Genomic DNA, 12,476 nt, shown 5'->3' on the forward strand with positions numbered 1-12,476 from the left:
CCATGAGTGCCTACCCGCGGCAGCGGCCGCGCCGGCTCCGCTCCACCCCCGCGATGCGTCGCTTGGTGGCGCAAACATCCTTGGAGCCAAGGCATTTGGTGCTGCCGATGTTCGTCGCCGACGGGATATCGGAATCGCGACCCATCCCTTCTATGCCCGGCGTGGTGCAGCACACCCGCGATTCGCTGCGCAGCGCGGCGGCCGACGCCGTCGCCGCCGGGGTGGGTGGGCTGATGCTGTTCGGGGTGCCTCGCGATGAGGACAAGGACGCGACGGGGTCGGCCGGCACCGCCCCCGACGGCATCCTCAACCTCGCCCTGCGCGACCTGGCCAAGGACCTCGGCGACGCGACGGTGTTGATGGCCGACACGTGCTTGGACGAATTCACCGACCATGGCCACTGCGGCGTTCTGGACGCCAGAGGCCGGGTGGACAACGACGCCACACTGGCTCGCTACGTGAAACTGGCGGTGGCACAGGCGGAATCGGGCGCGCACGTGGTCGGCCCGAGCGGGATGATGGACGGCCAGGTGGCCGCGATCCGCGACGGCCTGGACGCGGCCGGCTACGCCGACGTCGTCATCCTGGCCTACGCCGCAAAGTTTGCCTCGGCGTTCTACGGCCCGTTCCGTGAGGCGGTCAGCTCCAGCCTGTCCGGGGACCGGCGCACCTACCAGCAGGAGTCGGGCAATTTCCGCGAGGCGCTGCGCGAGATCCGGCTGGACCTCGACGAGGGCGCGGACATCCTGATGGTCAAGCCCGCGCTGGGCTACCTCGACGTGGTGGCCGCCGCGGCGGAGGTGTCGCCGGTGCCGGTGGCCGCGTACCAGGTCTCGGGGGAGTACGCGATGATTTGTGCTGCGGCCGCCAACAATTGGATCGACGAGCGGGCCGCGGCGCTCGAGTCGTTGACGAGCATCCGCCGGGCCGGAGCCGATATTGTGCTCACCTACTGGGCCGCCGACGTAGCTGGTTGGCTCTCGTGAGATGGGACATGCTGTGAATTCCGATTCGACGGCCGCGGAACGGAAGCCGTTGTTCTACGAACCTGGCGCCAGCTGGATATGGGTGCTGTGGGGCCCGGTAGCCGCGGGCGCGATGATCCTGATCGAAATCTGGAGCGGCGCCCGCGTGTCGTTCGTGATCCCGCTGATCTTCTTGGTGCTGGTGTCGGGGTTCGTCGGGTTACAGGTGAAGGCGGCACGGATCCATGTCTCGGTCGAGCTCACCGAAGACGCCCTGCGCCAGGGCACCGAAACCATCCTGGTGCGCGAGATCCTCAAGGTGTATCCGGAACCGGAGAACCACGAAGCCTCGGGCAAGGAGTTGGCGCGGTGGCAGTCGGCGCGGGCCCTCGGCGAATTGGTCGGAGTGCCCCGCGGCCGGATCGGCATCGGTCTGAAGCTGACCGGGGCGCGCTACGCACAGGCATGGGCGCGACGGCACCGTGAGCTCCGGGCGGCCCTGACCCCACTGGTCCAGGAGCGGGTCGAACCCGCCGACGTCACCGACTTCGACCGCGACGACGACAACGGGTCCGCGCAGTGAGCGCCCGCCACCGGAGCAACAGGGCGTGGATCGAGCTCGTCCTGGCCTGCGCGGCGCTGATCGGCGCGGGAGTCAGCTGGGCGCGTTCCCACCACACGGTGGCGGTGGCGCCGATCGCGGACGGGCAGCCGTTCACCGCGTCGATGGTTTATGACCCGCAGCTGCTGCTGCTGGCGCTGTTGCTGTTGACCGGCGCAGGCGTGCTGGCGGTGATGGGAATCGCCAGGCTGCGCCGTGAGCGGCGCGCTAAGACGTCCTGATCAGCGGCAACGCCATCCGGCGGCGGCGGGCGATGGCGTCGGCCAGGTCGTGCAGGGCCTCGGGTATCGAGTAATCGTCGGAGAAACCGCCGTCGGTCACCAGTGCGGCGACCGCCGGGCTCGCCACCAAGGTCCACTGCACCCCCTCGGCGCGGCACGCGTCGTCGAAGGTTTCCAGAAGTGAAATGCCCGCTGTAGCAAATTCGCTTACGCCGCCCAGGTCGAGCACCACGCGGTCCTCTCCGAGGACGAAACGCCGAATGTGATCGCCGACCTTGTCGGCATTGCAGGCGTCTATTTCACCCCGGATCGTCACCACGGTCGCCAGTTGGCGGCGGTAAGGCCGAACCCATGCACCGCCGCACTCGAAGATGCCGTTCTGATCCCGTGTCAGGACATCGGCGATCGTCATGGGCACCCCTCATTCTCCGTGGCGCTCGCTATGACTTTGACGCTAAACCGCAAGCTTAAGGAGGGTGAAAGCCGCACCTAACTTTTTGTTAAGAAGCGATTCTCGCCGCCATTTCGCGCCGGTCCGAGCAAAGCTGGTCCGGCGTCGCTCGGCGGCGAAAGTCCGCGTGCCACACCACAACCGTCCGCGCGTCGGGGCGATTGCGCTGCTAGGCTGCCAGGGCTACCGGTTGCGAGGCGGGGGCTTGTGACAGCGCGAGGTCGCCCGGTCAGCCGAGCTACCAGGCGAACGTGGAGTCCAGGCGGAAAGAGCATCGTGCGCGGCGCAGAGATCAGGGGAGAGATCAAGGCCCTGACGGGACTGCGCATCGTCGCCGCGTTGTGGGTGGTGCTGTTCCACTTCCGACCCATGGTGGGCGACGTGGGACCCGACTTCCGCGACGCCCTCGCGCCCGTGCTCAACTGCGGGGCCCAGGGCGTCGACCTGTTCTTCATCCTCAGCGGGTTCGTGCTGACCTGGAACTACCTGGACCGGATGGGCCGGTCGTGGGCCACGCGCGCGACCCTGCACTTTCTGTGGCTGCGGCTGGCCCGGGTGTGGCCGGTGTACCTGGTCACCCTGCACCTGGCCGCCCTGTGGGTGATCTTCACCCTGCACGTCGGCCACGTGCCGTCGCCCGACGCCGGTCAGCTCACCGCGATGAGCTACGTCCGCCAGATCCTGCTCGTGCAGTTGTGGTTCGTGCCGTTTTTCGACGACTCCAGCTGGGATGGGCCGGCCTGGTCGATCAGCGCCGAATGGCTGGCGTACCTGCTCTTCGGCCTCCTGGTGCTGGTGATCCTGCGGATGAAGCAGGCCACGCGGGCGCGCAGTCTGATGGTCCTCGCGTTCGTCGCTGCGTTGCCGCCCGTGATCATGCTGCTGGCCAGCGGCCACTTCTACACCCCGTGGAGCTGGCTGCCGCGGATCGTGACACAGTTCGTTGCCGGCGCGCTGGCGTGCGCGGCCGTGCGCAGGCTGCGGCTGACCGATCGCGGCCGCCGCGTGGCCGGATACGTGTCCTTGCTTCTCCTGGCCGCCATGGTGGGCGTCTTGTATTGGTTTGACGCCCATCCGATCTCCGGCGTCGTGGAGAACGACAGCGGCGGCGTGGTCGACATCCTGTTCATTCCGTTGGTGATCACGCTGGCGATCGGCGTGGGCAGCCTGCCGAGGGTGCTCGCAACCCGGTTGATGGTGTACGGCGGGCAGATCTCGTTCTGCCTGTACATGGTTCACGAGCTGGTGCACACCGCCTGGGGATGGTCCGTCGAGCAGTTCGAGCTTGTGCCGCAGGACAATCCGTGGAAATGGAACGTCATCGGCCTGCTGGCGATCGCCGTGTTGATCTCGAGCGCGATGTATCACTTCGTCGAAGAACCCGCCCGCCGGTGGATGCGAAAGATGGTCGACGTCAAAGCCGTCAGCGCGAAAAGCGAACCCGAAGAGGCCGCAGGCGGCAAGGTCCATCCGATCGACCGTTCGCTGGAAAAGGTTTCAGCACGCGCCGTGTGAGGGTTGTCTTAACGCCTCGCCGCGAATCGCGGGCGATAATCGATCGAACGCAGTGGCACATGACGATGCCGTTGACAGGGGAGGGAGGCAGGAGTGAGTCGTCTGGCCACCTTCGTCGTCGCCCTGACCTTTCTGGTCGGCGTCGGCGTCGCCTATCCCGCCCAGGTACGCACCTACGACACGCTGACCCTGGATTTCCGGTTGAACCACCTGGCCGTCGTCGGGGATTCTTACACCACCGGCACCGGTGAGGGCGGCCTGGGCCCGAGGTCGTGGCCCGCCCGCGCGTGGGACGGGCTCGCCGCGCGGGGCGAGCGGATCTCGGCCGACGTGGCGGCCGAGGGCAGGGCCGGTTACGGCATGCCCGGTGACCACGGCAGCGTGTTCGAGGACCTCACCTCCCGAGCCGTGCAGCGCGACGACGTGCTGGTGGTGTTCTTCGGCTCCCGCAATGACGAGCCGATCGACTCGGGTGTGATCGGTCAAAAGGCCCGCAGCACATTCGATTTGGCCCGCCGACTGGCGCCATCGGCGCGGTTTCTGGTGATCGGGCCGCCATGGCCCACGGCCGACGTGCCCCTGCCGATCCTGTTGATCCGCGACGCGCTCGCCGCGGCTGCCGGGGCCGCGGGGGCGACGTGGGTCGACCCGATCGCCGAACACTGGTTCGTCGGGCGGCCCGACCTGATCGGTGCGGACGGCGTGCACCCCAACGACGCGGGGCACCAATACATGGCGGACAAGATCGCGCCGCTGATTCGGAACCAGCTGTCGATCTAGGTAAGGCTGAGGTTCAGTCCTCGGCGTGACGCTCGTAGTCCCATCGCTCCAGGCGGGCTTGCAAATTCAGCAAGCCGAACCCGGCGACCGGAGCGGCGGCCGCAATGCAGGCCAGCAGCAGCGGAGTCATCCCCTACAACCTCCCAAAACCCTTCGCTGATATGACGTTCGTCAACCACCAGAAGTTCATTGCCGTTCACCCACCCGCCAGGGCGCGGTCCGCGAGCGCGCCCATCACCGGCGCCAGCAACTGCGCGTACTCGGTCGTCACGTGGTTGTCGTCGCGGAACACCAGGGTGTTGCCGACGATCATCGGGCAGCGGTCGGGGGTGCAGAACAGGTCGGTGAGATCCGCGTACTGGCCGCCGCCGGCCGTGGTTGCCGCCCGCTCGGCGGCGATGCCGTCGTCGTTGACCGCGGAGGACCGCGTCGGCGCGCAGGCGCCGGCGTCGTCGAGGTGCGCGGAAAGGCAGGCGGGCAGCGAGGAATGCGGATCGGGGGCGGGCCCCAGGATCAACACCGCTGCGCCGGTGCCGCGCAACTGCGCGACGGTGCGGCCCAGGGTGTCGATCCATGCCGGGTCGTAGGAGGTGAAGCCGAAGTCCGCGGCGTAGCGCCGGCTCATGTCCACCACCACCAGGCGCGGATGTTCTTCGGCCACCCGGGCCATGATCTGGCCGCGCCACTGTTCGCACTCGGTGTACTCGCGGCCCAGGTAGGGGCTGGTGATGTGCAGATCCTGGACGGGGCAGGTCACCTTGGCCAGCGTCTCCAACCGCCAGTGGCGCTGCTCGGCGACCTGCGCAAAGGCCGGGTCCCACATCGCAGCGTGCGAGTCGCCGATCAGGGTGACCCTTGTCGGTGAGGCGAGATCGCCCGTCGCGCACTCGTTTTGCCCGACCTCGCGCCAGGAACGCACGCAGCCGTTGACGAAGACGGCGGCCTTGTCCGCGGGCGCCTTGGCGAGCGGAGGATCGAGATTGGCGGGAACAGCTTTGAGGTTCGCCGATGCGGCGACGGCCGCGCGCGCCTGCGCGAACGCCGCACGGACCGCCGCCTCGGGCGCGCCGACGGTGGGGGCGGCGCTGGGCGGTGCCGCCACGATGTTGGCCCGCGGGGCGGCCGCCCCATGACCGACCGGCACCGGCACCGCGTTCAGCAACAGCATGCAGGCGCAGGCCGCCACGGCGCTGGCGGCACCGGCGACGGCGAGGCTGGCCCTTGCCGACCGGCGCAAGGCGGCGGCGAACCGGCCCGGATTTTCGACCAGGTGCAAGGTGAGGATGGCCAGCCCGGCGGACACGGCCGTCGCGGTGAGCCGGGCCGGCAGGCCGGCGGGCTCGCCGAGCAGCGCGGGCATCAGCAGCAGCACCGGCCAATGCCACAGGTACCAGGAATAGGAGATCCGGCCGATGGCGCGCATCGCCGGCCGGCACAGCAGCCGACCCGCCCCCAAGCCGCGGGTGACGCTACCGCCGCCGATGACCAGCGCGGTGCCCAGCACGGGCATCAGCGCCGCGGTGCCGGGGTAGGGGGTGTGCGCGTCCAATTGCGTGCAGGTCAGCAGGATCAGCGCCAGGCCGCCCCAGCCGGCGATCGACCCGGTGCGCAGCGACAGGTGGCGCCAGTGCTGGATCGACAGGGCCAGCAAGCCACCCGCGGCCAGTTCCCAGGCGCGGGTCGGCAGGGAGAAGAACGCCCAGGACGGCGAGGTCCGGCTCCACAATACGGCCCCCGTCAGCGAAAACGCGCCCACCAAGCCCAGGACCACCGCAAACGGTGTGGCGCCCCGCGGCGCCGGGACGCGCCGAACCAGCCAGGCGGTCCCGATGATCAGCACCGGCCACACCAGATAGAACTGTTCCTCCACGCCCAGCGACCAGTAGTGCTGGAACGGCGACTCCAGGTGCGGGGTCAGGTAGTCGGTGCCCTGGGTGGCGAAACGGTAATTGCCGACGTAGAGGGCGCTGGCGATGCCGTCGAGGAACACCCCGCGCGCCTGCAGCGGCGGCAGCACGACCGCCGCGCCGATGGCGGTGAGGATGCCGACGACGGCGGCGGCCGGAAGCAGGCGACGGGCCCGCGCCCCGTAAAAGCGGCCTAGTGCAACGGTGTTGGTGGAGGTCACCTCCCGGAACAACAGCCCGGTGATGAGGAAGCCGGAAATGACGAAGAACACGTCCACGCCGATGTATCCGCCGGTGATTCCCGGGATGCCCGCGTGGTAGAGCACCACCGCGATGACCGCGACCGCCCGCAGGCCCTCGATGTCGGGCCGAAATCCGGTCCGCTGCACTGCCCGCTCGCTTTGGCGGGTGGGGAGTTCACTTTGCCGGACGCTCATCGCTTTGCGCTAGGTCGCCATCCAGGCGAGCTCGCCGGGCAACATAAGACGCCACCAGGTCATGTCGTGTCCGCCGACCGTGAAGCTGACTGTCGGTGGCGTTTTGAGTTGGCTGACGAACTGGCGGGTGGCGGGATAGAAGCGGTCGAAGGTGCCGCAGTCCACCCGTAGCGGAATCTGCGACAGCGCCGGCACGCCCAGCACGCTGTTCTGTACCCAGTCGTCGTTGCTGTCGAACGCCTTGGGCGCGCTGTCGGCGAACGAGCTGTACAGCGCCGGGCTGATCGCGCAGATCCCCGCGGTCCGCGCCGGCCCCAGCTTGGCGCCCAGGTGCAAAGCCCCGTAGCCCCCCATCGACCAACCCATGAAGCCCACCCGGGAGGTGTCGAAACCCATCGAGGACAGCATCGGCAACAGCTCGTCGAGCACCATCGCGCCGGCGTCGGTGCCGTCGGCCCGCTTGTGCCAATAGGAATCGCTGCCGCCGTCGACGCCCACCACCGCGAACGGCGGCTTGCCCTCCTTGACCAGCTGGGCCAGGCCTTGCTCGACACCGCAGTCGAGCATCATGTTCGCGTCGCCGTCCTTGCCGTGCAGGGCGATCACGGGGCGCAACGTCCCGGTATGGCCGGGTGGCAAGGCGATCACGTAGTTCGTCTTCACACCCCCGCGGGCGGCGGAGACGAACGAACCGGTGAGTCTGGTCGGCAGGTTGCTGCTCGCCGCGGACGGCTCGAACGGGGCCGGAGCCTGCGGCAGCGTCGCGGCCTGCGCCCGGACCGGATCGAGCAGGCCACTCAAGGCGAACACGCCGGCGGCTCCCAGGCCGGCGCCGGCTCCCATCCGCAGCACCGCCCGGCGGGTCAGGTCAGGCATGATCGCAATGATGCCGCCCTGATCGGCGATTACCTGCCGAGCCACGCCGAAATGGAAGCATTGTGTGATCTGGCGTGACCCATCGGTTTCCAACCGGTTACCTAAGGATGCACCGATTCGCCGCCTCGCGCCGCGCGCGGCGGCCGAGTTGCGGCCTCGTGATACGGCCATCATCATGGCCCCGGCCGGCGTGCCGGCGCGGGATCTGGCAGATCGTATTTCATTGCGCTGCAATGGCAGAGGGGTCGAACGCCATGGCGCGACAGGGGGCGAACCGACCGCGCGCGGCGCGCGCCCGCCACGGTGGCACCGCCGCCGGCCGGGGATGCAATCTCGCCGGTTTCAACCCTCGCGGGGTGGACGGAAGTTTCGCAGGATGGAGCTTTCGTGCTTGGCGTCGTGGATTGAAAGAGGGTTGAGGATGAGTCTGGCGTTCCACTGGTTTCTGCCGACCTACGGCGATTCCCGGAACCTGGTGGCGGGCGGACACGGCACGCCGATGTCCGGCGACCGGCCCGCCACGCTGCGTTACCTGCGCCAGATCTGCGCGGCCGCCGAGGACAACGGCTTCGAGGCGGTGCTCACGCCCACCGGGTTGTGGTGTGAGGACGCGTGGTTGACGACGGCAATGCTGGTCGAGGCCACCGAAACCTTGAAGTTCCTGGTGGCCTTTCGGCCCGGGCTGCTGAGTCCCACCCTGGCCGCCCAGATGGCCGGGACCTACCAGCGCCACTCGGGCGGGCGGCTGCTGCTCAACGTCGTCACCGGCGGCGAGCCCCACGAGCAGCGGGCCTACGGGGACTTCCTGGACAAGGAGGCGCGGTACGCGCGCACCGCCGAATTCTTGGACGTGGTGCGCCAACTGTGGACGTCCAAGAAGCCGGTGACCTTTGCCGGGGAGCACATTCGGGTCGAGGGTGCGCAGCTGAACAATCCGCCCGATCCGATACCGGCGGTGTTCTTCGGCGGATCGTCGGCGTCGGCCGGCCCGGTCGCGGCCAAGCATTCCGACGTGTATCTCACCTGGGGCGAGCCGGCCAAGGCGGTCGCCCAGAAACTGGACTGGATCCGGAGCCTGGCCGTCGACGCCGGCCGAATCCTGCAGTACGGCTTGCGCATTCACGTCATCAGCCGTGACACCTCCGAACAGGCGTGGGCCGAGGCCGACCGGTTGCTGGCCGCCGTCGACCCGGCCGACGTGGAGCGGGTCCAGGCCAGCCTGGCGCGCAGCGAATCGGAGGGTCAGCGCCGCATGCTGGACCTGCACGGCGGCAGCAGCACCCGGCTGCTGGTCGGGCCCAACCTGTGGGCGGGTGTGGGCCTGGTGCGCGGCGGGGCGGGCACGGCCTTGGTGGGGTCGCACGCCGAGGTCGCCGAGCGGCTGGCCGAATACGCCCAACTCGGCATCACCCACTTCATCCTGTCGGGATATCCGCACCTGGAAGAGGCCTACTGGTTCGGCGAGGGCGTGCTGCCGTTGCTGGAGCGAATGCGATTGTGGCAGCACCCGAACCGTCCAGCCCACCCGGTATCGGCGACGCCGTTCGCCGTCGCCGCGGCCCACTAAGGTCATGGCGGCCACCCTGCCGGCGCCCCCGACGGGCGCAGGGCTGAGCGCGATCGCCGGCCCGGCCGACGAGTCCGACGCGCAGCAACGCCGGCGCCTGCGCGTCGTCGTCGCGGCCAGCCTGTTGGGCACCACCGTGGAGTGGTACGACTTCTTCCTCTACGCGACGGCGGCGGGCCTGGTGTTCAACAAGGTCTTCTTCCCCAGCCAGAGCTCGCTGGTCGGGACGCTGCTGGCGTTCGCGACGTTCGCCGTCGGGTTCGTCATGCGCCCGGTCGGCGGGCTGGTGTTCGGCCACATCGGCGACCGGATCGGCCGCAAGCGCAGCCTGGCGCTGACCATGCTGATCATGGGTGTAGCCACGGCGCTGATCGGGGTGTTGCCCACCGCCGCCCAGATCGGGGTGTGGGCGCCGTTGTTGTTGTTGGCGCTGCGCATCCTGCAGGGGTTCGCCCTCGGCGGCGAGTGGGCGGGTGCGGTGTTGCTGGCGGTGGAGCACAGCCCCGAAGGCCGCCGCGGCCGGTTCGGAGCGATTCCGCAAGTCGGCCTGGCGCTCGGATTGGCGCTGGGCACAGGCATATTCGCGTTCCTGCAGATCACTTTGGGTCCGGCCCGATTCCTCGCCTACGGCTGGCGTATCGGGTTTTTGCTCAGCCTGGTCCTCGTCGTGATCGGCATCGTGGTGCGGCTGCGGGTGGAGGAGACACCGGCCTTTCGGGAGCTGCGCGACCTCGAAGCCACGGCCACCGTGCCGATCCGTGAGATCGTGCGAGAGCCCCGGTCGCGGCGAAACACCTTGCTGGGCTTGCTGTCTCGCTGGGCCGAAGGCTCGGCGTTCAACACCTGGGGCGTGTTCGCCATCAGCTACGCCACCGGGGCGCTGGGCTTCAACCGAGTGTCGGTGCTGGTGGTGGTGACCATCGCGGCCCTGCTGATGGCAGTGTTGCTGCCCGTGTCCGGGGCACTGACCGACCGGTTCGGGGCCCGCCGGATATATCTGGTCGGGGTGGCCTGCTACGGCGTCGCGGCGTTTCCCGCCTTCGCGCTGTTCGGCAGCCGGAATCTGGTCTGGTTCGCCGTGGCGCTGATCGTCGTGTTCGGGGTGGTGCATGCCCTGTTCTACGGCGCCCAGGGCACGCTGTACTCGTCGCTGTATCCCACCAGCACCCGCTATACCGGTTTGTCGTTCGTCTATCAGTTCTCGGGCATCTTCGCCTCCGGGGTCACCCCGATGATCATGACCGCGCTGATCGCGGCCCTCGGTGGTGCACCGTGGCTGGCGTGCGGCTATCTGGTGGCGACGGCCGTCATCAGCGTGCTCGCCACCGCGGCGATCCGCGAGCAAGACCTGCACCTCTAAGCCTTGCGCGCAGTACTCTCGTTCGGAGTCGGCAGGCGCGAGGAAGCGAGAAGACATGACTGACGCGAACGTCGCCGGTTTCGAACCGCTCTACGACGCGGCCGAACACGACGGCCGCCGGATCCCCGGGGACATCGGCGGCCCGCAGCAGTTGGTGGCCTACGGCGGGATCCGCGGCGAGGTGCTCGATCCCGGCACGGGCCGAGGTCACTCTATTCATTTTGCGGCACAAGGGTATTCGACAACCGTTATCGATGATTCGCCGTCGGCCATCGAGCAAGCCAAACGCAACGCGGAGCTGTCGGGCGTCATCGACCCCCTCCTGGACGACCACCGGGTGCACCTCCCGGTGTGGTCCGTGGTGGCCGCCCGGCTGGCCTGACGCCGGTTCACCGGGCGGGGATCGATGGCCAGCACTCCGCAACTGCGCCAAGGGTTGTCGCAGCGGCAGCTCAGCATGATCGCGCTCGGCGGGGTGATCGGCGCCGGCCTGTTCGTCGGCTCCGGAGTGGTGATCAAGGACACCGGCCCGGCGGCGTTCCTGACGTACGCGCTGTGCGGCCTACTGATCGTCCTGGTGATGCGCATGCTCGGCGAAATGGCGGCCGCGAACCCGTCGACCGGATCCTTCGCCGATTACGCGGGCCGGGCGCTGGGCGGCTGGGCGGGCTTTTCGGTCGCCTGGCTGTACTGGTACTTCTGGGTGATCGTCGTCGGCTTCGAGGCGGTCGCCGGCGGGAAGGTCCTCGACTACTGGTTTCACGCGCCGCTGTGGCTGCTGTCGCTGGGCCTGATGGTGTTGATGACCGCGACCAACCTGTTCTCCGTGTCCTCCTTCGGAGAGTTCGAATTCTGGTTCGCCGGAATCAAAGTCGCGACCATCGCGGTTTTTCTCGGCGTCGGCGCCGCGTTCGTCCTGGGCCTGGTGCCCGGGCATCCCGGGGGCCTGGGAAACCTCACCGCCCACGGCGGCTTCTTCCCGAAGGGCGTCGGGTCCGTCTTCGCCGCGATCGTGGTGGTGATCTTCTCCATGGTGGGCGCCGAGATCGTCACCGTGGCCGCCGCCGAAAGCCGGGACCCCGAACTCGCGGTGCAGAAGGCGACGAGGTCGGTGGTGGCGCGGGTCGGTGTCTTCTTCGTCGGCTCGGTCTTCCTGCTGGTCGCGATATTGCCCTGGGACTCAGTGGAACTCGGCGCCTCGCCCTATGTGGCCGCGCTGCACCACCTGGGACTGCGCGGCGCCGACCAGGTGATGAACGCCGTGGTGCTCACCGCGGTGCTGTCCTGCCTGAATTCGGGGCTCTATACGGCGTCGCGCATGCTGTTCGTGCTCGCCGACCGCGGCGAGGCCCCGGCGCGGTTGGTCAGGCTCAGCCGGCGGGGCGTTCCGCACATCGCCATCCTGTGCTCGTCGGCGGTCGGATTCGGTTGCGTCATCATGGCGCGCGTCGCGCCCGACACCGTGTTCCTCTTCCTGCTCAACTCCTCGGGCGCCGTCATCTTGTTCGTCTACTGGCTGATTGCGCTGTCGCAGATCATCCTGCGCCGCCGCACGCCCGCCGAGAAGCTGCGGGTCAAGATGTGGTTCTTCCCGGTGCTCTCCATTCTCACCCTCGCCGGAATCACCGCGGTGCTGGTGCAGATGGCGTTCGACCGCTCGGCGCGCAGCCAGCTCTGGCTCAGCCTGCTGTCCTGGGCCGTGGTGGTCGGGCTGTACTTCGCGGCACGGGCCCGGGGGCGGGGGCCCGTGGACGATTGAGGGGCCCTGCCCGCGC

11 protein-coding genes and 1 pseudogene are annotated in these 12,476 nt (G+C 68.7%); 9 read left to right on the plus strand and 3 right to left on the minus strand.

What is annotated here, in order from left to right:
* The first annotated feature begins 2 nt into the window (after window positions 1-2).
* From hemB to A5695_RS18935, 3 genes are read left to right on the plus strand one after another with little or no spacing between them, the layout of a single operon-like run.
* The gene (gene hemB / locus A5695_RS18925) at window positions 3-986 is read left to right on the plus strand and encodes a porphobilinogen synthase (protein WP_082946177.1); all 984 of its coding nucleotides are present in this window, start codon (window positions 3-5) and stop codon (window positions 984-986) included.
* 49 nt (window positions 987-1,035) lie between these two features.
* Window positions 1,036-1,548 carry a DUF3093 domain-containing protein gene (locus A5695_RS18930; RefSeq protein ID WP_082946183.1) on the plus strand — a complete coding sequence of 171 codons (513 nt, stop codon included), beginning with the start codon at window positions 1,036-1,038 and terminating at the stop codon, window positions 1,546-1,548.
* Window positions 1,545-1,808 (plus strand): hypothetical protein, encoded by a 264-nt coding sequence (locus A5695_RS18935; RefSeq protein WP_068085460.1) that lies wholly within the window; start codon window positions 1,545-1,547, stop codon window positions 1,806-1,808. Before A5695_RS18930 ends, A5695_RS18935 begins: the two co-directional genes overlap by 4 nt.
* Here the strand turns inward: A5695_RS18935 and A5695_RS18940 are convergent.
* Window positions 1,795-2,220: an STAS domain-containing protein gene (locus A5695_RS18940; RefSeq protein ID WP_068085462.1), complete on the minus strand. Its 426-nt coding sequence runs from the start codon at window positions 2,218-2,220 to the stop codon at window positions 1,795-1,797. The genes A5695_RS18935 and A5695_RS18940 overlap by 14 nt on opposite strands.
* Before the next feature lie 315 nt (window positions 2,221-2,535).
* On the opposite strand from A5695_RS18940, the gene A5695_RS18945 reads away from it, so the two are divergent.
* Both A5695_RS18945 and A5695_RS18950 read left to right on the plus strand, forming a co-directional pair.
* Complete coding sequence (locus tag A5695_RS18945; protein ID WP_068085465.1) at window positions 2,536-3,774, plus strand: acyltransferase; 1,239 nt, start codon at window positions 2,536-2,538, stop codon at window positions 3,772-3,774.
* A gap of 93 nt (window positions 3,775-3,867) precedes the next feature.
* Window positions 3,868-4,554: a GDSL lipase gene (locus A5695_RS18950; protein ID WP_068085467.1), complete on the plus strand. Its 687-nt coding sequence runs from the start codon at window positions 3,868-3,870 to the stop codon at window positions 4,552-4,554.
* 196 nt (window positions 4,555-4,750) lie between these two features.
* On the opposite strand, the gene A5695_RS18955 is transcribed toward A5695_RS18950, so the two are convergent.
* Together A5695_RS18955 and A5695_RS18960 are read right to left on the minus strand one after the other, a co-directional pair.
* Window positions 4,751-6,898: an acyltransferase family protein gene (locus tag A5695_RS18955; protein ID WP_068085470.1), complete on the minus strand. Its 2,148-nt coding sequence runs from the start codon at window positions 6,896-6,898 to the stop codon at window positions 4,751-4,753.
* Between the two features lie 9 nt (window positions 6,899-6,907).
* Window positions 6,908-7,786 (minus strand): esterase family protein, encoded by an 879-nt coding sequence (locus A5695_RS18960; RefSeq protein ID WP_231974901.1) that lies wholly within the window; start codon window positions 7,784-7,786, stop codon window positions 6,908-6,910.
* A gap of 409 nt (window positions 7,787-8,195) precedes the next feature.
* Between A5695_RS18960 and A5695_RS18965 the strand changes: the two genes are divergently transcribed.
* The 4 genes and pseudogenes from A5695_RS18965 (at window position 8,196) to A5695_RS18980 (ending at window position 12,460) form a co-directional block, all read left to right on the plus strand.
* A complete protein-coding gene (locus A5695_RS18965; protein ID WP_068085474.1) occupies window positions 8,196-9,341 on the plus strand; it encodes an LLM class flavin-dependent oxidoreductase in 1,146 nt (381 codons plus the stop codon).
* Between the two features lie 4 nt (window positions 9,342-9,345).
* A complete protein-coding gene (locus A5695_RS18970; RefSeq protein ID WP_068085477.1) occupies window positions 9,346-10,701 on the plus strand; it encodes an MFS transporter in 1,356 nt (451 codons plus the stop codon).
* Between the two features lie 55 nt (window positions 10,702-10,756).
* Window positions 10,757-11,011, plus strand: a pseudogene (locus A5695_RS18975) (class I SAM-dependent methyltransferase); the annotation flags it as partial.
* 96 nt (window positions 11,012-11,107) lie between these two features.
* Complete coding sequence (locus A5695_RS18980; protein ID WP_068085480.1) at window positions 11,108-12,460, plus strand: amino acid permease; 1,353 nt, start codon at window positions 11,108-11,110, stop codon at window positions 12,458-12,460.
* The last annotated feature ends 16 nt before the right edge of the window (window positions 12,461-12,476 follow it).

The organism is Mycobacterium sp. E1747 (assembly GCF_001667775.1).
Lineage (GTDB): Bacteria > Actinomycetota > Actinomycetes > Mycobacteriales > Mycobacteriaceae > Mycobacterium.